The 22,355-nt window shown below is 72.4% G+C and carries 20 protein-coding genes and 1 pseudogene; 13 read left to right on the forward strand and 8 right to left on the reverse strand.

The window, feature by feature from the left end; all coding sequences use genetic code 11:
- The first annotated feature begins 195 nt into the window (after positions 1-195).
- From HUN59_RS02420 to HUN59_RS02450, 7 genes are all read left to right on the forward strand, one after another.
- Complete coding sequence (locus tag HUN59_RS02420) at positions 196-1,557, forward strand: extracellular solute-binding protein (RefSeq protein ID WP_058741251.1); 1,362 nt, start codon at positions 196-198, stop codon at positions 1,555-1,557.
- Positions 1,558-1,666: 109 nt separating this feature from the next.
- The gene (locus HUN59_RS02425; protein ID WP_083519854.1) at positions 1,667-2,617 is read left to right on the forward strand and encodes a carbohydrate ABC transporter permease; all 951 of its coding nucleotides are present in this window, start codon (positions 1,667-1,669) and stop codon (positions 2,615-2,617) included.
- 71 nt (positions 2,618-2,688) lie between these two features.
- A complete protein-coding gene (locus HUN59_RS02430) occupies positions 2,689-3,519 on the forward strand; it encodes a carbohydrate ABC transporter permease (RefSeq protein WP_373286859.1) in 831 nt (276 codons plus the stop codon).
- A gap of 51 nt (positions 3,520-3,570) precedes the next feature.
- Positions 3,571-6,702 carry an alpha-mannosidase gene (locus tag HUN59_RS02435; protein ID WP_174777397.1) on the forward strand — a complete coding sequence of 1,044 codons (3,132 nt, stop codon included), beginning with the start codon at positions 3,571-3,573 and terminating at the stop codon, positions 6,700-6,702.
- A gap of 332 nt (positions 6,703-7,034) precedes the next feature.
- On the forward strand, positions 7,035-7,997 hold the full coding sequence (locus tag HUN59_RS02440; protein WP_174777398.1) for a hypothetical protein: 963 nt from the start codon (positions 7,035-7,037) through the stop codon (positions 7,995-7,997).
- Positions 7,998-8,067: 70 nt separating this feature from the next.
- Positions 8,068-8,808: a histidine phosphatase family protein gene (locus HUN59_RS02445; protein ID WP_174777399.1), complete on the forward strand. Its 741-nt coding sequence runs from the start codon at positions 8,068-8,070 to the stop codon at positions 8,806-8,808.
- Positions 8,798-9,661 carry an NAD(P)H-hydrate dehydratase gene (locus tag HUN59_RS02450; protein WP_174777400.1) on the forward strand — a complete coding sequence of 288 codons (864 nt, stop codon included), beginning with the start codon at positions 8,798-8,800 and terminating at the stop codon, positions 9,659-9,661. The genes HUN59_RS02445 and HUN59_RS02450 overlap by 11 nt, the downstream gene beginning before the upstream one ends.
- A gap of 172 nt (positions 9,662-9,833) precedes the next feature.
- Here HUN59_RS02450 and HUN59_RS02455 read toward each other — a convergent pair whose 3' ends face one another.
- Complete coding sequence (locus HUN59_RS02455; RefSeq protein ID WP_174777401.1) at positions 9,834-10,271, reverse strand: YdeI/OmpD-associated family protein; 438 nt, start codon at positions 10,269-10,271, stop codon at positions 9,834-9,836.
- 236 nt (positions 10,272-10,507) lie between these two features.
- On the opposite strand from HUN59_RS02455, the gene HUN59_RS02460 reads away from it, so the two are divergent.
- The 4 genes from HUN59_RS02460 to HUN59_RS02475 all read left to right on the forward strand — a co-directional run bounded on the left by HUN59_RS02460 (position 10,508) and on the right by HUN59_RS02475 (position 14,616).
- Positions 10,508-11,650, forward strand: coding sequence for an ABC transporter substrate-binding protein (locus HUN59_RS02460; protein ID WP_174777402.1), 1,143 nt, complete (start codon positions 10,508-10,510; stop codon positions 11,648-11,650).
- Positions 11,651-11,717: 67 nt separating this feature from the next.
- Positions 11,718-12,677 carry an ABC transporter permease gene (locus HUN59_RS02465; protein ID WP_174779341.1) on the forward strand — a complete coding sequence of 320 codons (960 nt, stop codon included), beginning with the start codon at positions 11,718-11,720 and terminating at the stop codon, positions 12,675-12,677.
- A gap of 32 nt (positions 12,678-12,709) precedes the next feature.
- Positions 12,710-13,549 (forward strand): ABC transporter permease, encoded by an 840-nt coding sequence (locus tag HUN59_RS02470; RefSeq protein ID WP_254629971.1) that lies wholly within the window; start codon positions 12,710-12,712, stop codon positions 13,547-13,549.
- On the forward strand, positions 13,546-14,616 hold the full coding sequence (locus HUN59_RS02475; protein ID WP_174777404.1) for an ABC transporter ATP-binding protein: 1,071 nt from the start codon (positions 13,546-13,548) through the stop codon (positions 14,614-14,616). The genes HUN59_RS02470 and HUN59_RS02475 overlap by 4 nt, the downstream gene beginning before the upstream one ends.
- Positions 14,617-14,693: 77 nt before the next feature.
- Here HUN59_RS02475 and HUN59_RS02480 read toward each other — a convergent pair whose 3' ends face one another.
- Positions 14,694-15,173 carry an NUDIX hydrolase gene (locus HUN59_RS02480; RefSeq protein WP_114849416.1) on the reverse strand — a complete coding sequence of 160 codons (480 nt, stop codon included), beginning with the start codon at positions 15,171-15,173 and terminating at the stop codon, positions 14,694-14,696.
- Positions 15,174-15,231: 58 nt separating this feature from the next.
- Here HUN59_RS02480 and nagB point away from each other — a divergent pair, with 58 nt between their 5' ends.
- Positions 15,232-16,017 (forward strand): glucosamine-6-phosphate deaminase, encoded by a 786-nt coding sequence (gene nagB, locus HUN59_RS02485; protein WP_144803979.1) that lies wholly within the window; start codon positions 15,232-15,234, stop codon positions 16,015-16,017.
- A gap of 120 nt (positions 16,018-16,137) precedes the next feature.
- Here nagB and HUN59_RS02490 read toward each other — a convergent pair whose 3' ends face one another.
- Positions 16,138-17,307 (reverse strand): MalY/PatB family protein, encoded by a 1,170-nt coding sequence (locus HUN59_RS02490; RefSeq protein WP_174777405.1) that lies wholly within the window; start codon positions 17,305-17,307, stop codon positions 16,138-16,140.
- A gap of 28 nt (positions 17,308-17,335) precedes the next feature.
- Entirely contained in the window at positions 17,336-18,274 is a 939-nt protein-coding gene (locus HUN59_RS02495; RefSeq protein WP_174777406.1) for an SDR family oxidoreductase, read from the reverse strand.
- Between the two features lie 124 nt (positions 18,275-18,398).
- On the opposite strand from HUN59_RS02495, the gene HUN59_RS02500 reads away from it, so the two are divergent.
- Complete coding sequence (locus HUN59_RS02500; protein ID WP_174777407.1) at positions 18,399-19,229, forward strand: helix-turn-helix transcriptional regulator; 831 nt, start codon at positions 18,399-18,401, stop codon at positions 19,227-19,229.
- 46 nt (positions 19,230-19,275) lie between these two features.
- Here the strand turns inward: HUN59_RS02500 and nagA are convergent, their stop codons facing one another.
- The 4 genes and pseudogenes from nagA to HUN59_RS02520 form a co-directional block, all read right to left on the reverse strand.
- Entirely contained in the window at positions 19,276-20,415 is a 1,140-nt protein-coding gene (nagA, locus tag HUN59_RS02505) for an N-acetylglucosamine-6-phosphate deacetylase (RefSeq protein WP_174779342.1), read from the reverse strand.
- A gap of 50 nt (positions 20,416-20,465) precedes the next feature.
- Positions 20,466-20,882, reverse strand: a complete 417-nt coding sequence (locus HUN59_RS02510; RefSeq protein WP_144803986.1) for a YrdB family protein — start codon at positions 20,880-20,882, stop codon at positions 20,466-20,468.
- Between the two features lie 6 nt (positions 20,883-20,888).
- Positions 20,889-21,779, reverse strand: a complete 891-nt coding sequence (purU, locus tag HUN59_RS02515; protein ID WP_174777408.1) for a formyltetrahydrofolate deformylase — start codon at positions 21,777-21,779, stop codon at positions 20,889-20,891.
- 129 nt (positions 21,780-21,908) lie between these two features.
- Positions 21,909-22,355: pseudogene (locus HUN59_RS02520) on the reverse strand (hypothetical protein); the annotation flags it as partial.

Genomic DNA, 22,355 nt, shown 5'->3' on the forward strand with positions numbered 1-22,355 from the left:
GATCGCCCTCCGACGCGCGGATCGCCCTCCGACGCGCGGATCGGCCTCCCACGCGCGGATCGGCCTCCACCTCGCGCGCGCCCGCGCCGTGACCGAGCCGTGACGAAAAGTGCTTGACACGATTAAGTCCACACGCTGTACTAATCCTGCGCGCGGGTGACGGAGCCCGCGGACATCCCGTGCAAAGGAGCACCGATGAAACGCCGCACCCGAATCATCGCCGGCCTCGCAGCCGTGGCAGTCGCCGCGGTCGGGCTGGCGGGCTGTTCCAGCTCGGGCTCTGCCTCGAGCGACACCATCAAGATCGCGTACCAGAAGTTCGGTGCCTTCCAGCAGCTCGATGCGCAGATGAAGGAGGTCAAGACCGAGTACGAGAAGGCGAACCCGGGCAAGAAGGTCACCCTCGTCCCGATCCAGGCCCAGGGCAACGACTACTACACGAAGCTCGCGCTCATGAACAAGGCGCCCGCGACGGCCCCGGACGTCATGTACGAGGACACCTTCCTCATCAAGTCCGACGCCGAGGCCGGCTACCTGCTGCCCCTCGACGACTACGTGGCGAAGTGGAAGGACTGGGACCAGTTCTACGACAACGCCAAGCAGGCCGGCCAGGGCGACGACGGCAAGATCTACGGCGTCTCGATGGGCACCGACACCCGGGCGCTCTGGTACAACAAGGACATCTTCAAGAAGGTCGGCCTGCCCGTCCCGTGGGAGCCCAAGACCTGGGACGACGTGCTCGCCGCCGCGAAGACGATCAAGGAGAAGGACTCGGGCGTCATCCCGTTCAACATCTACTCCGGCAAGGCGCAGGGCGAAGCGTCCACCATGCAGGGCTTCGAGATGCTCCTGTACGGCGCGGAGGGCGACGGCAACACCCTCTACAAGGACAAGAAGTGGGTCGTCGGCTCGAAGCAGTTCGAGGACTCCCTGAAGTTCGTGAAGGACGTCTACCAGGGCGGCCTCGGCCCGACCCCGCAGCAGGCGCTCGACACCAACGTCGGCACGACGATCGCGCAGACGTGGCTGCCGCAGGGCAAGCTCGCGATCGACCTCGACGGCTCGTGGCAGTCCGGCACGTGGCTCGAGTCCGGCACCGCTCCGTGGAAGGAGTGGAACGACGTGATGGGTCAGGCGGCCTTCCCGACGCAGAACGGCCAGGAGCCCGGCTACAACTCGATGTCCGGTGGCTGGACGCTCGCGGTCGGCAAGAACTCCAAGAACCCGAAGGCGGCGTTCGACTTCATCTCGACCTTCCTGAGCAAGGACGGCTCGCTGAAGTACGACACCGAGAACAGCCAGATCGCGGTCCGCAAGGACGTCGCCGAGGACCCGGAGTACACCGGCGCCAACCCGACGTTCAAGTTCTTCTCGGGGCTGGTTCAGCACACCAACTTCCGTCCCGCGACGAGCGACTACTCGCAGGTCTCGAACGCCATCCAGGTCGCGATGGAGTCCGTCATGACCGGGCAGCAGACACCCGCCGAAGCCGCCAAGGCCTACGACCAGTCGGTCGAACAGGTGGTCGGCCAGAAGAACACCGTCGACGTCGGATAGTCAGCCGGCCACACGGCGGACTGGAGGCGCGGTGCCACACCGCCCCGCGCCTCCAGTCCGTCCCTCCCCACCTTCGGAACCCTCTGGCGCACCCGAAAGGCAACCACCCGTGTCCAGCACCCCCCTCGCGCCGACGCTGTCGGCGCCCGGTGCGCCGAAGCGCACCGATCCGCCGACGCCGCGTCGACGGCGCTCCCTGCGGAAGGCGACCCGAGCGGTCCCGCTCCTGCCGGCCGTCGTCCTGCTCGTCATCTTCCTGCTCGGCCCCGTCATCTCGTCGTTCTACGGGTCCTTCACCAACTCCGCGCTGACCGGCGCGAGTGCCGCGAACCAGCAGTTCGTCGGGCTGAAGAACTACGTCGAGCTCTTCCAGGACCCGGACTTCCCGAAGTCCGTCGTCCTGACGATCGTGTTCCTGCTCGCCTCGGCGGTCGTGGGCCAGAACGTCCTCGGGCTCGGCCTGGCGCTCCTCATGCGCAGCGCGAACAAGGTGGTCCGCGCGATCGTCGGCACGTTCGTCGTCGCGGCGTGGGTCCTGCCGGAGATCGTCGCCTCGTTCGCGGCGTACGCGTTCTTCAACGACACCGGCACGCTCAACACGTTCCTGGCCTCGATCGGGATCAGCGGGCCGAACTGGCTCTACACGTACCCGATGCTCGCCGTGATCCTCGCGAACATCTGGCGCGGCACCGCGTTCTCGATGCTCGTCTACTCCGCCGCCGTGCAGGAGGTGCCCGAGGAGATCACCGAGTCCGCCGAGATGGACGGCGCGGCCGGCTGGCAGCGACTCGTCTACATCACGCTGCCGGTCATCCGCCGGTCGATCTCGACGAACCTCATGCTCACGACGCTGCAGACGCTGTCGGTCTTCACGCTCATCTTCGTGATGACGGGCGGCGGCCCCGGCACGAACTCGTCGACGCTGCCGATCCTGGCGTACCAGGAGGCGTTCAAGTTCTCGCAGCTCGGTTTCGGGACCGCGATCGCGACGATCCTGCTCGTGGTCGGCGCGGTCTTCTCGATCATCTACATCAAGGCCCTCAAGCCGGAGGTGGACTGACCATGGCGCTCACCGCCGACCGTCCCGTGTCCAACGTCACCCGCTCGGTGACGGCCCCCGGTGCGCTGCACATGACCTCGCCGCGCGGCCGCACCATGCGCTGGGTGTCGAACGTCGTGCTGCTCGTCATCGCGGTCTGCTTCGCGGTGCCGCTGCTGTGGCTCGTGCTCGCCTCGTTCGACACGCAGGCGTCGCTGTCCGTGAAGCTCCCGACGCAGTTCACGCTCGACAACTTCACGAAGGTGCTCACGCCCGAGCTGTCGTTCATCCCGCTCGGCAACAGCCTGCTGCTCTCCGGTGGGACCGCGGTCGTCACGGTCGTCGTCGCGATCCTCGCCGCGTACCCGCTGTCCCGCTACAAGATGCGGGTCAACAAGCCGTTCCTGTACAGCATCCTGTTCGGCACCGGCCTGCCCATCACCGCGATGATGGTGCCGGTCTACGCGCTGTTCGTGTCGCTGAACCTGATCGACAACGTGTGGGGCTGCATCTTCTTCCTCGCCGCCACGAGCCTGCCGATGGCGATCTGGATGGCGAAGAACTTCATGGACTCGGTGCCGATCTCCCTCGAGGAGGCCGCCTGGACCGACGGCGCCTCGATGTTCACCACGCTGTGGCGGATCGTCATCCCGCTCATGCGCCCGGGCATCGCCGTCGTGTTCATCTTCGTGTTCATCCAGGCGTGGGGGAACTTCTTCGTCCCGTTCGTCCTGCTGCTCTCGCCCGACAAGGTGCCCGCCGCGGTGAGCATCTTCAACTTCTTCGGGCAGAACGGAGCCGTCGCGTACGGGCAGCTCGCCGCGTTCTCGATCGTCTACTCCGTGCCCGTCATCGCCCTCTACGTCCTCGTCTCGCGCGGCCTCGGCGGGGCGAACGCCCTCGCCGGCGGCATCAAGGGCTGACGCCCGTCCGCACTGCTGGCCCCGCGCCACTGCTGGAAAGGAACCACCTCCATGCACCACGACGAACCGCTCGTCGAAGCTCGCATCGCCCGCCTCGTCCGGGACCGCATCGACCCCGCGGTGCTCCGCCGCTCGGCCCCGGTCACGATCGAGGCCTGGCAGGTGCCGGACGAGCCCGTGCCCTTCGCCGAGGCCGTCGCCGCCGAGTACACGCCCTTCCACGTCGGTGACGCCTGGGGCGGCCGGCCGTGGGGGACGACCTGGTTCCGGGTCCGCGGCACCGTCCCGTCGGACTTCGGGGTCGAACCGGGCACCACGGTCGAGCTCCGCGTCGACCTCGGCTTCTCGAAGCGCCAGCCGGGCTTCCAGGCCGAGGGCCTCGCGTGGCGACCGGACGGCACGACGATCAAGGGCATCGAGCCGCTGAACGACACCCTGCCGGTCGAGCCCGGCCCGGACGGTTCGTTCGAGCTGTACGTCGAAGCCGCCGCGAACCCGGACATCGGCGGCGACGACTTCCAGGGCGCGACCCCGCTCGGATCGCGGTCGACGGCCGGAACGGAACCGATCTACCGCCTGCGGGCACTCGAGCTCGTCGAACGCGACGACACCGTGTGGGAGCTGCAGCAGGACTTCTGGGTCCTCCGGGGCCTGATGACCGAACTGCCCACGGACGGCACCCGCGGCGCGGACGTCCTGCGCGGACTCGAACGCGCGGCGGACACCCTCGACCCCGACGACGTCGCCGGCACCGCAGCCGCCACCCGCGAGGTCCTCGCACCCCTCCTGGCCGTCGGCGCCGCGGGATCGGCCGGGCGCGCGATCGCCGTCGGGCACGCGCACATCGACTCCGCCTGGCTCTGGCCGGTGCGCGAGACGATCCGGAAGTGCGCGCGCACCTTCTCGAACGTGCTCGACCTGATGGACCGCGACCCGGACTTCACGTTCGCGTGCTCCTCGGCGCAGCAGTACGCCTGGATCCGCGACGGCTACCCGTCGATCTGGGAGCGCATCAAGCAGCGCGTCGCCGAGGGCCGGTGGATCCCGGTCGGCGGCATGTGGGTCGAGTCGGACACGAACCTTCCCGGCGGCGAGGCCCTCGCCCGGCAGTTCGTCGCCGGCAAGCGCCTGTTCCTCGAGGAGTTCGGCGTCGACACCCCCGAGGCCTGGCTGCCCGACTCGTTCGGCTACTCGGGCGCGCTGCCGCAGATCGTCCGCGCCGCCGGCTCGAAGTGGTTCGTCACGCAGAAGCCCTCGTGGAACGAGACGAACGTCATCCCCCACACCTCGTTCCACTGGGAGGGCATCGACGGCTCGCGCGTCCTGACGCACCTGCCCCCGGCCGACACCTACAACTCGGACGTCTCGCCCGAGGACCTGCACCGCGGGGAGCGCCAGAACAAGGAGCGCGGCGTCGCGAACACCTCGATGCTCCTCTACGGCTTCGGCGACGGCGGCGGTGGTCCCACGCGCGAGATGGTCGCCGCGGCCCGCCGGCAGCACGACCTGGACGGCTCGCCCCGCGTCGACCTCGGCACCCCGGCGCAGGTGTTCGAGGAGCTCGAGCGCGTGCTGCCGGAGCCCGCGGTGTGGTCGGGCGAGATGTACCTCGAGTTCCACCGCGGCACGTACACGTCGCAGATCCGCACGAAGCAGGGCAACCGCCGCTCCGAGCACCTGCTGCGCGAGGCCGAGCTCTGGGCCGCGACCGCCGCGGTCCGGCACGGCGCCGAGTACCCGTACGACGAGCTCGAGTCGGTCTGGCACACCGTGCTCCTGCAGCAGTTCCACGACATCCTGCCTGGTTCCTCGATCGCCTGGGTCTACGAGAACGCCGAGGCCGAGTACGCCCGGGTCGCCGAGGTGCTCGAGGAGCTCATCGGCACGGCGACGACCGCGCTCGCGAGCGGCGGGGCGACGGCGCTCGCCGGGGTCGGCGCAGCGCGGGCAGGTGCGGGCGTGGGCGCGCTGCTCGACGCTCCCACCGAGGCCGGAACGGCCGGCGGCGCCGCAGGCCGGGGAGCCTCCGGTGGCGGCGCTGACGGTGTCGTGCGCTTCAACGCCTCGCCCGTCACCGCGGGTGGGGTGACCGCCCTGGGTGGTTCCCCGTCGTCCGCGGCGGAGGCCGTGCCTCCCGTCCGGAGCGGTGACCGTTTCGTCTTCGAGACCGGCGTCGTCACGGCGACCATCGACGCAGACGGCCACGTCGTCTCGCACGTCGAGCGTGCGACCGGACGCGACGCCGTCGCGCCGGGCGCCGTCGCCGCGCAGTACACGGTGTTCCGGGACACCCCGAACCAGTGGGAGGCGTGGGACATCGACCGCGCCTACCAGCGGAACGGGACGGTCCTGTCCGCGACGGGCGTCGAGGTCGACGGGACCACACTCGTGGTGACGCGGCCGTTCGGCTCGTCGTCGGTCACCACCCGCTACTCGGCGGTGGCGGGCCAGCCCGAGCTGCACATCGAGACCGAGGTCGAGTGGCACGAGCGGCAGAAGCTCCTCAAGCTCGCGTTCCCGCTCGACGTGCGCGCGGCCTCGGCGTCGAGCGAGATCCAGTTCGGGCACATCGACCGGCCGACGCACCAGAACACGTCGTGGGACATGGCGCGCTTCGAGACGTCGGCGCACCGGTGGGTGCACGTCGCGGAGCCGGGCTTCGGCGTCGCGGTCGCCAACGACTCGACGTACGGACACGACATCACCCGCTCCACCCGTGCCGACGGCGGCACCACGACGCTCGTGCGCGAGTCCCTGCTCCGCGCGCCGACCTTCCCGGACCCGCACGCCGACCAGGGACACCACGTGTTCCGCACGGTGCTGCGCGTCGGGGCCTCGGTGCTCGACGCGGCGGACTCCGGCTACCGGCTCAACCTGCCGGTGCGGTCGGTGCCGGGGTCGGCGACCGTCGACCCGCTCGTGACGGTGTCGTCGCCGCAGGTGTTCGTCGAGGCGGTCAAGCTCGCCGAGGACCGCTCCGGGGACGTCGTCGTGCGGCTGTACGAGGCGACCGGCGGACGCGCTGCGGACGTCGGGGTGTCGTTCGGCTTCGACGTCGACGCCGTCGAGGCGGTGGACCTGCTCGAGCGGCCGCTCGGGTCGGGGACGTGGGAGGCGGGGGAGCCCGTCGTGCTCACGCTGCGCCCGTTCGAGATCGTCACGCTGCGGGTGCGGCGGGGCTGATCGGCGGGTCGGCCGCGCAGGACCGCGGCGCCGGGCGGGGTCGGGTGCCCCCGCCCGGCGCCGTGTTGCGTGGGGGTGGTCCCGATCCTGATCCGCGCGTCCGCCGATCCGCGCGTCCGCCGATCCGCGCTTAGGATGCCGATCCGCTCGTCGGGTGCCGATCCGCGCGAGGGAGGTCAGGAGTTCCTGCCTCCCTTGCGCGGATCGGCATCCCAGGTCGTCTGCGATGGGCTCGAACGTCACTCCTCCACACGGGCAACGGCCTGGAGGCGCGTCCACAGCCCGCCCCGTCGCTCACCGACGAGCGTCGTCAGACCGCGATCGTGGTCGGTATGGAGACACCACTCGCGATCTTCCGGGCGAGCCCGCTGCAGGACGCCGGGCGGTCCGGAGCCACGTTGCGGCGCCGGGCCGCCTCCCACGGCCCTGACCGTCTCGTCCGCGTCGGACCGAACGCGTTCGTCCGTGGTGCGGACTGGGACGCCGCCGGTCCGCGCCGGCGGTACGTCACCCGCGTCTTCGCCCGCCTGGGACGACGGAGCGTCGCCGCTGTCGGCTCCCATGCCTCGGCGGTCGCGGTGCACGGACTGCCCCTGCCGGGCCCGTGGCCGGACGACGTGCACCTCACCGTCCCGAAGTCGCACTACCGGAGCGGCACCCGAGGGCTGGTCCTGCACACCAGACCGGTCTCGTCCGCGCACCTCGTCGAGCACGGCGGCGTGCGCTTCACCTCCGTCGCGAGGACCGTGGCGGACATCGCCCTGCTCGGCGACGTCCGGACGGCGGTGGTGGTCGCCGACGCTGCACTGCGCGCCGGAGTCGAGCGGGCGAGCATCGTGCAGGCGCTCGGGGGCACTGCGAAGGACCGGGGTCGTGCCGTCGCCACTCGTGCCGTCGAGCTCGCCGACCCGCGGTCGGGTTCGGCCGCCGAGTCACTGGCACGGGTCGTGTTCCGCGAGATGGGCCTGCCGAAGCCGGTGCTCCAGCAACCCTTCGTCGTCGGAGGGCGCCGGTACGAGGTCGACTTCTGGTTCCCCGAGCAGGGCGTCATCGTCGAGGTGGACGGCCGAGCGAAGTACACGCAGGAGCGGTTCCTCGCGGGCCGGACCGCCGACCAGGTGTTCATCGACGAGAAGCGCCGACACGAGGCACTGGTGACGGTGCCGGGTGTCCGACGCATCGTCCGGATCGAGTGGCGCGACCTGTGGGACCTCGACGCGCTGACGAGACGGTTCCGTGCAGCGGGCCTCCCCTGCGCGGTCCGGCCGGTGCGCAGCGCACGAGGTGTCGCCTGACGCAGCATCGGTGGGCGGAGTGAGCCCGGAGCGGTGAGGGAGCACAGCGGCGCCTGGCTAGCGTGACGCCATGGCTGTCAGGGAGATCTGGCTCGTGCGCCACGGGGAGTCGGAGGCGAACGTCGCCGCCGCCCGCGCCGAGGCCGACGGAGCAGACGTGATCGACGCGGGGCACCGGGACGCCGACGTCCCGCTGAGTCCGCTGGGGCGGGAGCAGTCGCGTGCTCTCGGGCGCGAACTCGCGGACCGCGGCGTCGACGACGTCCCGGTACGCCTCTGGGTCTCGCCGTACCTGCGCGCTCAGCAGACGATCGACCTCGCACTCCGGGCCGGCGGGTTGGACGAACCCGGACGGCGGGTCGACGAGCGGCTCCGGGACCGAGAGCTCGGCGTGCTCGACCTGCTCACCGCGCAGGGCGTCCGCAACCGCTACCCGGACGAGGAACGCCGTCGCCAGTGGCTCGGCAAGTACTACCACCGCCCGTCCGGGGGCGAGTCGTGGATCGACGTCATGCTGCGCCTCCGCTCGCTGCTGCACGACGTCGACCGGCTCGACGAACCCGAACGACTGCTCGTCGCCGCGCACGACGCCGTCGTCATGCTCACCGTGGCCGTCTGTCTCGACCTGGACGAACCCGCGCTGATGTCGTTCGCGGCCGAGCACACGGTGGCGAACGCCTCGCTCACACGACTCCGGCGGGACGCCCCCGGGGCCCCGTGGACGCTCGAGGAGTTCTCGGCCGTCGGGCACCTCGACGACGACGAGGTCACCGAGCACAGCGGGCGGAAGGACGACACCCGTGTCTCCTGAGCCGATCACCCCCAACGCCCTGCGGGACTGGCCGCTGCCGGAGCCCGGTGCGGGCAAGTACGGCCGTGGCCAGGTCCTGGTCATCGGTGGCGCGGCTCGGACCCCCGGGGCAGCGATGCTCTCGGCGCTCGCCGCGCTGCGTGTCGGAGCGGGACGGCTCACCCTGGCGGTGGCGACGAGCGTGGCCGCCGAGGTGTCCGTCGCGGTCCCGGAGTCCGGGGTGCAACCACTCGACGAGGACGACGCCGGCCACATCGCCGTCGGAGCGCTGACCGCCGCCGAGGACGATGCCGGCAGCGCGGACGCGGTCCTGGTCGGCCCGGGGCTCGACGAACCGGACGGAGCCCGCGACCTCGTCGGGCGGATCGCCGCCACGGTGGGGCCCGAGACGAAGGTCGTGCTCGACGCCTTCGCGCTCGGTGTCGCAGCGGACGTCGCCGACCAGCTCGAGCCACTGCGCGGCCGCCTCGTGATGACGCCGAACAGCGGCGAGGCCGAGCACCTCCTCGGCCGGGCGTGCGGGGACGACGACGCCGCGGACGCCCGTGCGATCGCCGAGCGGTTCGGGGCCGTCGTCGCGCTGTCCGACGTGATCGCGGCACCGGACGGCCGGGTCTGGGCGAAGGGCACCGGCGCAGGCGGCCTCGGCACGAGCGGCAGCGGCGACGTGTTGTCGGGCGTGGTGGTCGGTCTGCTGGCTCGTGGGGCGGAACCCGAGCAGGCAGCGGCATGGGCGTCGTACGTGCACGCAGCTGCCGGTGACCGTCTCGCCGTGCAGGTCGGGCCGCTCGGCTACCTGGCGAGCGAGCTGCTCACCGAGATCCCGCGCGTGCTGGTCGAACTCGGCGGCTGACCCGTCAGAACCGCCGGGCGTTCGAGCCCATCGCACGTGACATCGGAGGACGTTCCGCGTACAGGGGGCAGGAACGAACGACACCCTACGAGCGATTCGGTCTCCTACGCGCGGATCGGCCGACCTCGCGCGGATCGGTGCGGCAGCCCGGCGACCACGCACCCGACCCCGCTCAGCCGCGCAGGGACTCGACGGCCTTGTCGATGCGGCGCTGGCGGGTCTCGGGGGCCTTCGCCTGCACGACCGGGTCGACGAGCGCGCGCTGCCGTGAGTTCGACAGGGTCTCGAAGGCGGCACGAACGCCGGCGTCGTCGAACGCCGAGGCCAGGTCGTCCGGCACCTCGACCGAGCGCGGGAGCGTGTCGACCTCGAGCGTGACCTCGACGGTGTCCCCCGCGGCGACCCCCGCGGCGGTGCGGTGCTCGGCCGACAGCGGGACGAGCGACTGGCCGCCCATCACCCCGATCGTCGACCGGTAGGTGTAGCCCCCGTCGATCGTGACCACCACGGCCGGTCGACCCCCGGCACCGAGTGCCGCGACGACCTCCGGCGGGACGGGCAACCCGGTGGCGCTCTTCCGCGCCTGCAGGACCGTCGTCGTGAACTGCATCCGTGCCTCCAGACCGAGGACGCGCCATCGGCGCGGGCGCCACCGGAGCGAACAAGGGAACGAGCGAACAAGCGAAACCGTACAGCCGCACCCGCTGTTCCGCCACCGTTCACCACCGCAGCACTGCTCGGAAACCGGCCCCGTCCACGATCGTCCAGAACGCGGCGCCGCCCCCACCGGCCCGCCCGAACCGCACCCGCAGCACCCCACCCCACAGCACCCGAAAGGCGCACCCCGTGCAGCACACCCGCACCCTGGCCGGCCTCGCCCTGGCCGCCGCCGCAGTCGTCACCCTCGCCGGCTGCTCGGCGACGAGCAGCGCGTCGACGTCGAGCGACACCGACTGGAAGACCGCGACGAGCGCCCAGTCCGCCGGCGGCATGGACGCCCTCGTCAAGGCCGCGAAGGCCGAGGGCAAGCTCAACGTCATCGCCCTCCCGCCGACCTGGGCGAACTACGGCAAGATCATCGACGGCTTCGAGAAGAAGTACCCCGGCATCACGATCAACTCGGCGAACCCCAACGGGTCGAGCGCCGACGAGATCGCCGCCGTGAAGTCGCAGAAGGGCCAGTCCACCGCCCCCGACGTGCTCGACCTCGGCAACGCGGTGATGCAGCAGAACCTCGGGCTGCTCACCGACTACAAGGTCGCGAACTGGTCGGACATCCCCGACACCCTCAAGGACAAGGACGGCAAGTGGACCCGTGACTACACGGGCCTGATGTCGATCGGCTACGACTCCTCGAAGATCAAGGAGGCGCCGAAGGACCTGAACGACCTGCTCGGCAGCGAGTACAAGGGGAAGGTCTCGATCGCGGGGGACCCCACGCAGGCGAACCAGGCCGCCTCCGCGGTCTACCTCGCAGCGCTCGAGAACGGCGGCTCCGCGGACGACATCACCAAGGGCGTCGAGTTCTTCGGCAAGCTCAAGCAGGCCGGCAACTTCCAGAACGTGCTGCCCTCGCAGGCGACGGTGGCCTCGGGTGAGACCCCGGTCGTCGTCCAGTGGTCGTACAACAACCTCGCGTGGGGCCCGGCGGCCGGTGCATCGGGGAACAAGAACTGGAAGACGGTCGTCCCCGAGGGTCAGGCCCTCGGCTCGTACTACTCGCAGGCGATCAACAAGGACGCCCCGCACCCGGCGGCCGCGCGCCTCTGGCAGGAGTACATCGCCAGCCCCGAGGCACAGAACCTGTACCTGCAGGCCGGTGCCTTCCCGTCGACCCTCGCCGCCATGGAGCAGTCCGGCAAGGTCGACAAGGACGCCCTCGAGCAGGCCGGCGGCATGCCGAAGGACTACGTCGAGCTGACGGACGCGCAGGTCACCGAGGCCGCGAAGGTCCTGGCGGCCAAGTGGTCCGCCACGATGGGGTCCTAGTCCCGTGACCACGGCACCAGCGGCGGGAGCGCGCAGCACCGGGACGCCCGGCCCGGGACCGGGGACGGTGGGCACGGCCCCCGTCACCGCGGGCCCGGCCGCCACGAGCACCGCCCCCGCCGCCGGTGCCGACGTCGGAACCCGCAGGACCACGACGACCGCGGCGGGCCTCCGCGCCCGCCGCGGCCCCGGCCTCGCCTGGCTCGGGCTCACCCCCTTCGCCGTCTACGTCCTGCTGTTCCTCGCCGTGCCGGCCGTCATCGCGGTCAGCAGCGGGTTCTTCACGGGCGACGGCGCGTTCACGCTCGCGAACCTCGCCGCGTTCGCGGACCCGTCCGTCCTCCGTGCCTTCGGCGGCTCGTTCGGCCTGTCCGCCGTCTCCGCGGTGCTCGGTGCCGTGATCGGGGCCCTCGTCTGCTGGGCGCTCGCCGCGCTCCGACCGGACGGCCTGGTCCGCTCGATGATCGACGCCGCCGCGAGTGTCCTCGCCCAGTTCGGCGGCGTGATGCTCGCGTTCGCCTTCATCGCCACGATCGGCGTCCAGGGCATGGTCACCACGTGGTTGGTGTCCGCGACGGGCGTCGACCTCAACGCGAACGGCGCGTTCCTGTACACGGTCCCCGGACTCGTCCTGCCGTACGTCTACTTCCAGGTGCCCCTCATGGTCCTCACGTTCATGCCCGCCCTCGAGGGCGTCAAGACCCAGTGGGGCGAGGCCGCCGCCACGCTGGGTGCCTCCCGCGCCACGTACTGGCGTCGCATCGCCCTGCCCGTGCTCGCGCCGGCCTTCTGGGGGTCGCTGCTGCTCCTGTTCGCGAACGCGTTCTCGTCGTTCGCGACCGCCGCGGCGCTCATCTCGCAGGGCGGCATCGTCCCGCTGACGATCCGCGCGCAGCTCACGAGCGAGACGATCATCGGCCTGCAGAACGTCGCCGGGGTGCTGGCGCTCGGCATGGTGGTCGTGATGGCGGTCGTGATGGGCGCCTACTCGCTGCTCCAGCGACGGGCTGCGCGGTGGCAGCGGTGACCGCCGTCGGCACGCGTCCGTCCCGTGGTCGGGTGAGCCGGCCGGGAGGCACGCCCCGAGTCCGCCGCTTCGGCGTCGCCCCGTCACGGGTCGCCGCCGCGATCGTGCTCGGCGTGGTCGGCCTCGTGTTCGCCGTCCCGCTCCTCGCGCTCCTGCAGTTCACGTTCCGGCAGGGCACCGACGGGTCGCTGACGCTCGCGCACTACGCCGCGGTCCTCGACCCGGCGAACGCGGGCACCTACCAGCCGGTGTTCGACGGCCTGTCCGCGTCCCTGCTGATCGCCGTCATCACGGTGGCGATCGTGCTGTTCGTCCTCCTGCCCGCGCAGGTCGTCACGGCGCTGCGCTACCCGCGGCTGCGGCGGGTGCTCGAGTTCGTCTGCCTCGTCCCGATCACGGTGCCCCTGGTCGTGCTCGTCGTCGGGTTCATCCCCGTGTACCAGGTGGTCGCGCAGCTCCTCGGCTCGGACGCGTGGACGCTGTCCTTCGCGATCGGGATCGTGGCCCTGCCCTTCGCGTTCCGCCCGGTCGCGACCGCGCTGACCGCCGTCGACGTCACCACCCTGTCCGAGGCGGCCCGCTCACTCGGTGCCTCGTGGTGGACCGTGACGTGGCGGATCCTGCTGCCGAACCTCCGCCGCGGCATCACGGCCGCGTGCTTCCTCACGATCACCGTCGTCCTCGGCGAGTACACGCTCGCCTCGTTCCTGTCCCGGACGACCTTCCAGACCGCGCTCGTGCTCGTCCAGCAGACCGACCCGTACGTCGCCGCGGTGTTCTCGCTCGCCGCACTGCTGTTCGGGTTCGTGCTGCTCGTCCTCATCGGCCGCGTCGGGACGTCCCGCCGGTCCCGCTCCAAGGAGTCAGCATGACCGTCACCGCGCCCGCCGCCCCGTCGTCCCTCGTCACCGAGGGCGCGACCGTAGAGCTCGAGGCCGTCGAGAAGCACTACGGCACGCACCGCGCCCTCGCCGGGCTGTCCCTCCGCATCGAGCCGGGGGAGTTCGTCTCGCTCCTCGGCCCGTCCGGCTGCGGCAAGACCACGGCGCTCCGGGCCCTCGCCGGGCTCGAGGCGATCGACGCCGGCGCGATCCGCATCGACGGCGTCGACGTCGCGCAGACCCCGGTGAACCAGCGCGACATCGGGATGGTGTTCCAGCAGTACTCGCTGTTCCCGCACATGACCGTGCGCCAGAACGTCGCGTTCGGCCTCGAGATGCGGAAGGTCCCCGCTGCCGAGCGTCGCGCCCAGGTCGTCGACGCGCTCGACATGGTGCACCTCGGCGAGTTCGCGGACCGGTACCCGCACCAGCTCTCCGGCGGTCAGCAGCAGCGCGTCGCCCTGGCCCGGGCGCTCGTCACCCGCCCCCGGGTCCTGCTGCTCGACGAGCCGCTCTCCGCCCTCGACGCCAAGGTCCGGGTGTCCCTGCGCGACGAGATCCGCCGCATCCAGAGCGACCTCGGCATCACGACCGTGTTCGTCACCCACGACCAGGAGGAGGCGCTCGCCGTCTCCGACCGGATCGCGGTGATGCACGCCGGGGACGTCGAGCAGGTCGGGACGCCGGAGGAGCTCTACCGCACCCCGACCTCGGCGTTCACGGCGGACTTCGTCGGGCAGTCGAACCGGCTCCGCGGGGACCTGCGCGGCGGCGACGTGTTCGTGTACGGCTTCCGGGTGCCGGCGCTCGACACCGGGGCGGCGGACGGCCCGGTGCTCGCGTACGTCCGGCCGGAGGACGTCGCCTTCGCGTCCGACGGGGTCACCGGCACCGTCGTCGCGTCGAGCTTCCTCGGGTCGATCCGGCGCACCACGGTCCGGCTCGACGACGACACCGTCGTGACCGTCCAGCACGAGGTCGGCGACCGCCGCACCGCCGGGGAGGCCGTCGCGCTCCGGCTGCTTGGCGCCCCGGTCGCGACCGCCCCGATCGCGTAGCCCTCGGGGCCCGACCCGCGCCGTCGTCTCCGGGAGGCGCGTGGCGGGCCCGCACCGTGCCTCCCGTCCGGTGCGCGTCAGCGCTCGAAGCGCGCCGCCTGCTCGCCGGACAGCGCCGCGGCGACCCGCGCCCGCATGTCCGCGCTCATCGCGGGCAGCGCGTCGAGCGGTGCCCAGAACGCCTCGGTGTTCTCGCCGTCGGCCGGGGCCGGCGTGCCGGACACGTACCGGCACGTGAAGACCAGGTCGAGGTACTGCGCACGGTCCCCGTTCGGGTACGTCATCTCGGGCAGGACCTGCACCCACGCCAGGCGTTCGGCGACCGCGACGACGTCGGCCTCCTCGAGGACCTCGCGCTCGGCCGCCACCGCGGGTTCCTCGCCCGGGTCGACGATCCCGGTGACCGGTGTGTACGCCCCGGTGTCGGCACGTCGGACGACCAGGAGTTCGCGGTCGGCGCCTTCGCCGCGGGTGACCACGGCGGTCACGCCGGTCAGCCAGAGCAGGTCGGTGCCGATCTTCTCGCGCAGGGACAGGACGTACTCGGGGGTGGGCATGCCCCCACGCTACCGACGAACCCTGTCGCGAACTGGTCATGACCAGTAGGGTGGGCGCGTGGAGATCATCATCCTGTCCTCGCCGGCCGAGGTCGGTCGCGTCGCCGCCGCCAAGATCGCCTCGGTCGTCGCCGAGAAGCCGTCGGCCGTCGTCGGGCTCGCCACCGGGTCGAGCCCCCAGGGGATCTACGCCGACCTGCGCCGTCGCGTGCAGGCCGGGCAGGTCTCGTTCGCCCAGGCCCGCGGGTTCGCCCTCGACGAGTACGTCGGCATCCCGCTCGACCACCCCGAGTCGTACGCGTCCGTGATCGCCCGCGACGTCGTCGAGCCCCTCGGCTTCGACCCCGCGCGCGTCCGCGTGCCCGACGGCCGGGCCACCGACCTGGCGTTCGCGGCCAAGGAGTACGACGCCGCCATCCGTGCCGCCGGCGGGGTCGACGTGCAGATCCTGGGCATCGGTGCGAACGGGCACATCGGGTTCAACGAGCCGACGTCGTCGTTCGCGTCCCGCACCCGCATCAAGACGCTCGCGCCGTCCACGCGCGAGGCGAACGCCCGGTTCTTCGACTCGCTCGACGACGTCCCCACGCACTGCATGACGCAGGGGCTCGGCACCATCCTCGAGGCACGTGAGCTCGTGCTCGTCGCACAGGGGGCGGCGAAGGCGGACGCGGTCGCCGCGGCGGTCGAGGGGCCGCTGTCGTCGTTCGTGCCGGGGTCGGCGCTGCAGCTGCACGAGCACGCCACCGTGGTGGTCGACGAGGAAGCGGCGGCCGGCCTGCAGCTCGCCGACTACTACCGGTACACGTACGACCACAAGCCGGAGTGGCAGCGGTTCGAGTGACGCCCCGGCCCCGGCCCGGGCCCGCAAAACGCAACGTCGGCGGTTCCTCGCAGCGGTATGTCGCTGCGAGGAACCGCTTCCGTTGCGTCTTGCGGAGGCTGAGCGCCCGGCGAGCAGGGATCAGCGGGCGGCGGACAGGCGTGCGAGGCCCTCGCGCAGCGTCTCCTCGGAGCAGCCGAAGTTGAGCCGGGCGTGCCCGGTGCCCTGGCGTCCGAAGTCCCGCCCGTTCGACAGCGCCACCTTCGCCCTCTCGACCAGGAGCCGAGCGGGCTCGTCGCCCCACGGCAGCGCCCGCAGGTCGAGCCACGCCAGGTAGGACGCCTGCGGCTGCCGGTACCCGGCTCCGGGCAGCGCCGTCCCGAGCTCCTCGGCCAGGACCCGTCGGTTCGCGGCGAGCTCGGCCAGCAGCGACGCCAGCCAGGGTTCACCGTCGCGGAACGCCGCCACGCTCGCGGTGTAGCCGAGGATGCCCGTCCGCTCGACGACCTCGACCGGCAGGCCGTCGAACCACCCGCGGGCACGGTCCGATGCGCCGACCATGAGCGCGCACTTCGTCCCGGCGAGGTTCCAGGCCTTGCTCGCGCTCGTCAGGGCGACCCCGTGCTCGACCGCCTCGGGCCCGCAGGTCAGGAAGGGCGTGAACACCGCGTCGGCGTGGGTGAGCGGCGCGTGGATCTCGTCGGACACCACCACGGCGTCCCACTCCGCCGCGAGCCGGGCCAGCGCGACGAGCGACTCCCGGGGGTACACGAGGCCGAGGGGGTTGTGCGGGTTGCACAGCAGGACCGTCCGGGCGCCGGCCGCGAGCGCCGCGGCGATGCCGTCCAGGTCCATCCGCCAGCCGGCCGTCGTGTCGTACGGGTCCGGGTCGCCGGTCGGCGGGAGCAGCGGCACCTCGGTGACGGTGCCGCCGGCCTCGCGCACGTAGTCCCAGAACGGCGGGTAGACGGGCGGCATCACGACGACCTGGTCACCGGGGGCGATGACCCTGCGGAGCACCTCGACCGCCGCGACCGAGACGTCCGTCGTCGTGCGGACGAGGTCCGGGTCGACCTCCCACCCCCACCGGCGGTCGGCGAAGTCGGCGAACACCTCGGGGAGCACCCGCGTGTGCCCGACGTACCCGGTGTCCCCGGTCGTGACGGCCCGCACGAGGGCGTCCCGGATCGGCTCGGCGGGCATCGAGTCCATCTCGGCGACGAACATCGGCAGCACGTCGGCGGGGTACGCGGTGTACTTCTCGCTCGTGCGGTCGCGGCGGGCATCGAACGGCGAGACCATGACGCTCATGTGCCCAGCCTGGCACCGCGGGCACCGGTCAGGCGAACGTCGCGCCGGTCAGTTCCTCGGACAGGTCCCACAGCCGCGCCGCGTCCGCCTCGCTCCGCAGCGGTCGCCAGAGCGCGTGCCGGCCCGGGGCGCCGCCGACGTTCCCGGGGCCGAGCGGGCCGTGGAGCGCGCCGTCGCGGCCGGCCGGGTCGGTCGCCGCGAGCAGTGCCGGCAGACCCGCCGTGTGCGCGGTCCCGACCAGGAGGCCCCGCGCCGACAGCCACCGGATCGCCCGGACCGACGCGGTGTCCCCGGAACGGCCGAGCTCCGGACGGGCGGCGAGCAGGCTCGTCGGCGCGACGCCGGGGTGCGCGAGGGTGCTCGTCACACCCCAGCCGTGCCGACGGCTGCGTCGGGCGAGTTCGAGCCCGAAGAGCCCGAAGGCGACCTTCGACTGCTGGTAGGCCCGCATGCCGTGGTAGCTGCGCTCCCAGTTCGGGTCGTCCCAGTGCACCGAGCCGCTCCGCGCCGCGGCGCTGATCTGGGAGACGACGTGGCCGCGCGCCGCGCGCAGCAGGGGGAGGAGCCCGGCGACCAGGGCGACGTGCCCGAGGTGGTTCGTGCCGAACTGCAGCTCGAAGCCGTCCTGCGTGGTCTGCCGCTCGGGCGGGGTCATCACGCCCGCGTTGCCGATGAGCAGGTCGACGGGGGTCGCCGCGTCCACCATCGAGCGGGCGAAGGTGCGCACGGAGACGAGCGACGACAGGTCGAGCGTCCCGAGGGTCACCGACGCGCCGGGGTGCTCGCGGAGCACCTGGGCCCGCGCGGCCTCGCCCTTGGCGGTGTTCCGGACCGGCAGGACGACCGCCGCACCTGCTCCGGCGAGGGCGGTGGCGATGCCCAGGCCGATCCCGTCGCTGGCACCGGTCACCACGGCGGTCTGCCCGTCCAGGCGGGGGAGGGAGATCTCGATCGGTCGTCTCGGCACGGTGTGCTCCTCGTCGTCGGCACCCGGTCGTCCCGGGTCGTCCCCAGCGTGCCGCGGCGCCGATCGTCGAACCAGGACCTCTCGGACCGTGGCTCCGGCGTCCGTGTCCCGCGATGATGGGCACGTGATCGATCGACCGGGACTGGGCGCCTTCCTCCGCCGTCGCCGAGCGGCCCTGCAGCCCGCCGACGTCGGCCTGCCACCGGGCCAGCGTCGTCGGACCGACGGCCTGCGGCGCGAGGAGGTCGCGACGCTCTGCCACATGTCGGCCGACTACTACGCCCGGCTCGAGCGGGGCACCGGGCCGCACCCGTCCGAGCAGATGGTCGCCGCGATCGCGCAGGGACTGCACCTGAGCCGGGCCGAGCGGGACCACGTGTTCCGCCTGGCCGGGCACCGGCCGCCGGACCAGGGCGCCGGGACGGACCACGTCGGCCCGGGCATGATGCGGATCTTCGACCGGCTCGTCGACACCCCGGCCGAGGTCGTGTCGGAGCTCGGCGAGACCCTGCTGCAGACACCCCTGGCGGCGGCGCTGTTCGGGGACGCGCGCGAGCGGCAGGGTCGCGCTCGGTCGATCGGGTGGCGGTGGTTCACCGACCCGGAGGCGCGGGCGCTGTTCCCCGTGGAGGACCGGGACGCCACGGGGCGGCTCTACGTCTCGTCACTCCGCGAGATCGCTGCGCGTCGGGGCCCCGGGTCGACCGCGGCCGGGTTGGCCACGGCGCTGCTCGAGCGTTCGGAGGAGTTCCGGGTGCTCTGGGACGAGCAGGAGGTCGGGCTCGTCCCGGGTTCGGTGAAGCGCTACGACCACCCCGACGTGGGGCGGCTCGAGCTGCAGTGCCAGATGCTGCTCGACCCGGAGCAGGCCCACGTTCTGCTCGTCTACACGGCGGAACCGGGGACGGTGAGCCACGAGCGGCTCCGCCTGCTGTCCGTCCTCGCACCCGCCTGAACAGGCACCGCCCGCTCGTCATCGCCGTGTCGTCAGCGCCGTGTGGTCAGGGCAGGTGCTCCCCGGCGCCCCACACCCGCTGTACGTGCAGCTCGGGCGACAGCGCCACGAGGTCGGCCGCGTACCCGGGCGCGATCCGACCCAGCCGGTCGCCGAGCCCGAGCGCGGCGGCGGGGACGGCGGTGAGCGCTCCGACGGCCTGCGGCAGCGACGCCCCCGCTTCCGCCACGGCGAGCCGCAGCGCCCGGTCCTGGGTCAGCGTGGACCCGGCGATCGTGTCCGTGCCGGCGACCCGTGCGACGCCGTCCTCCACGTCCACGGCGAGTGACCCGAGCGCGTACGAGCCGTCCGGCGACCCGGCCGCGGCCATGGCGTCGGTGATGAGCGCGACCCGTCCGGGTGCCCCGCGGAGCAGGACCTTGGCGACGGCGGGGTGCACGTGCACGCCGTCGAGGATGAGCTCGAGCGTCACCCGGTCGTCCTCGAGCGCCGCGGCGATCGGGCCCGGTGCCCGGTGGTGCAGCCCCGGCATGGCGTTGCACGCGTGGGTGAGCAGCGTGGCGCCGGCGTCGAACGCGGCACGGGCCTGGTCGTACGAGCAGACGGTGTGCCCGACGGCGACGACCACCCCGGCGTCGACGAACCGACGGACGGCGTCGATCGCCCCCGGCAGCTCCGGCGCGATCGTGACCTGACGGAGGACCCCGGCGCCGGCGTCGAGCAGGGCGTCGACGACGTCGGGCGTGGGGTCGACCAGGAACGACTCGTTGTGCGCGCCCTTGTTGTGCGGCGACAGGAACGGTCCCTCGAGGTGCGCCCCGAGGACGAGCGGGTCGGTCGCGGCGACGGCGCGGATGCGCTCGAGGGACGCCACGAGCGCGGGCAGCGGGTTCGCGACGAGGGACAGCACCGAGCGGGTCGTGCCGTGTGCGCGGTGCACGGCGAGCGCGGCGTCGAACGCGTCGTCCTCGTAGGCGGCGCCGGCACCCCCGTGGCCGTGGAGGTCGACGAACCCGGGCGTCAGGACGGCGTCACCGAGGTCGAGCACCTCCGTCGCCTCGGGTGCCCCGGTGCCGGAGCCGACCGCCTCGATGACGGCACCGGCGAGCAGGACCCAGCCGTCCGCCGAGGACCCGGCCGCGTCGACGACGTGTGCGGCGCGGACCAGGGTGCGCCGTGCCTCCAGGCCGGAGCCCGGGACGGAACCCGACCCGGAACCCGAGCCCGACACGTCGCTCACGCCGTCTCCCGACGGAACGCGACCACCCCGGACAGCGCGGCCACCACGATGAAGACCAGCCCGACCACCGGGTGCCCGAGCGACACCCACGCCGCACCGGCTGCGATGACGAGCGCGACCTCGACGATCACCTTGCCGACCACGTCGGTGTCGATCGGCGACCGCGGCGACCGGAACAGGAACCACACGACCGCGGCGAACAGCGGCGCCCCGACCATGAACAGCACGCCCGGGAACGGGAACGGCCACGCCAGGTAGCCCCAGTACGCGAGCGACGCCAGGCCGAACGCGCACACGACCACCCGCAGCACGGTCCACGCGGACACGGGCCGGGCCGGGCGACGGGGCGCGGTCGGCTCGGTGGGCGGCGGGACCTCGCCCCAGTCGACCGGGCTCTGCGGTGCGTTCGTCATGTGGTCCTACTTGAAGATGATCGTGCGGGCGCCGTCGAGGAGCACGCGGTCCTCGGCGATCCAGCGCACCGCCTGGGTGAGCGTGCGGGACTCCTCGTCCTGACCGATGGACACGAGCTCGGACGGGTCCTTGGTGTGGTCGACCCGGACCACGTTCTGCTCGATGATCGGGCCTTCGTCGAGGTCGCTCGTCACGAAGTGGGCCGTCGCACCGATGAGCTTGACGCCGCGGGCGTGCGCCTGCCGGTAGGGATTGGCGCCCTTGAAGCCGGGCAGGAACGAGTGGTGGATGTTGACCGCTCGGCCCTGCAGCGCCGCGCAGAGCTCCGGCGACAGGATCTGCATGTAGCGGGCCAGGACGACGAGCTCGATGTCGTGCTCGTCGACGGCGTCGAGGATGCGCTGCTCCATCGCCTGCTTCGAGGCCGCGTCGGTGACGGGCCGGTGCTCGAACGGGACGGAGTAGAACGACGCCAGGCCGGCGAGCTCCGGGTGGTTCGACAGGACGAGCGGGACCTCGATCGGGAGCTGCCCGCCGCGCTGCCGGTAGAGCAGGTCGTTCAGGCAGTGCCCGGCCTTCGACACGAGCACGAGCGTGCGCATCGGCCGGCCGACGACGTCGAGCTGGACGCGGGCGTCGTAGCGTTCGACCACGGGGGCGAGCGCCTGCTCGAAGGCCGCCCGGTCGACGGGGGCCATGACCTGCAGGCGCATGAAGAACGTGTTCGTGTCGGCGCTCGAGAACTGCTGCGACTCGGTGATGTTGCCGTTCGCCGCCACGACGGCTCCGGACACGGCGTGCACGATCCCGGGACGGTCGTCGCAGACGAGCGTGAGGGTCCAGTGCGTCGGGGTCTGGTGCGCGGGGGTCTCGTGCGCGGGGGTCGGGTCGGTCACCGGAACAGGCTACCGGCCGGGGCGGGCACGTTCCGGCGGGGATCGGACGCCGGTTCGGGACATCACGGCCGCCGGGCAGCCGCCGCCGACTGACGGGAGGCCCGTGGTCCGCCCGCCCCGCCGCCCCCGTCAGCGCGTGGTCGCCCGGGCGAGCGCCCGGTCGGCGAGCGTCAGCACGCTGAGGAGCACGCCGACCCCGAGCATCACCCACGCCAGCACGTGCAGGTCCGGCGTGGTGGGCGCCTGCCCGAACACGCCGCCGATCAGCGAGGACGCCGCGATCGCGCCGATGTAGATGCTGGTCCGCGACAGCCCGGCGGCCGTCCCGATGTACTCCGACGGCACGACCTTGTACAGCGCCGCCTGGTTCGACACGGACGCCAGGGCCTGCGGCACCCCGAACAGCGCCGGCACCACGAGCAGCAGCACGAGGGGCGACCCGGCGTGCAGGAGCAACAGGAGCCCCGCACCGAGCAGCGGGGTGAGCGCCGCGACGACGAGGGGCCCGCGGATCGCGGTCCTGCGGGCGACGAGGAACGACACGACCCCGGCGACGACCGCGGCGGGCAGCTGCAG

The organism is Curtobacterium sp. Csp2, from assembly GCF_013347165.1.

Bases quoted from the DNA above. Each gene is read 5' to 3' on its own strand.
- HUN59_RS02475 (WP_174777404.1), top strand. From the start codon at position 13,546: ATGACCGTCACCGCGCCCGCCGCCCCGTCGTCCCTCGTCACCGAGGGC.
- HUN59_RS02430 (WP_373286859.1), top strand. From the start codon at position 2,689: ATGACCTCGCCGCGCGGCCGCACCATGCGCTGGGTGTCGAACGTCGTG.
- HUN59_RS02420 (WP_058741251.1), top strand. From the start codon at position 196: ATGAAACGCCGCACCCGAATCATCGCCGGCCTCGCAGCCGTGGCAGTC.
- HUN59_RS02440 (WP_174777398.1), top strand. From the start codon at position 7,035: ATGGAGACACCACTCGCGATCTTCCGGGCGAGCCCGCTGCAGGACGCC.
- HUN59_RS02480 (WP_114849416.1), bottom strand. From the start codon at position 15,173: ATGCCCACCCCCGAGTACGTCCTGTCCCTGCGCGAGAAGATCGGCACC.
- HUN59_RS02435 (WP_174777397.1), top strand. From the start codon at position 3,571: ATGCACCACGACGAACCGCTCGTCGAAGCTCGCATCGCCCGCCTCGTC.
- HUN59_RS02510 (WP_144803986.1), bottom strand. From the start codon at position 20,882: ATGACGAACGCACCGCAGAGCCCGGTCGACTGGGGCGAGGTCCCGCCG.
- HUN59_RS02455 (WP_174777401.1), bottom strand. From the start codon at position 10,271: ATGCAGTTCACGACGACGGTCCTGCAGGCGCGGAAGAGCGCCACCGGG.
- HUN59_RS02490 (WP_174777405.1), bottom strand. From the start codon at position 17,307: ATGAGCGTCATGGTCTCGCCGTTCGATGCCCGCCGCGACCGCACGAGC.
- HUN59_RS02445 (WP_174777399.1), top strand. From the start codon at position 8,068: ATGGCTGTCAGGGAGATCTGGCTCGTGCGCCACGGGGAGTCGGAGGCG.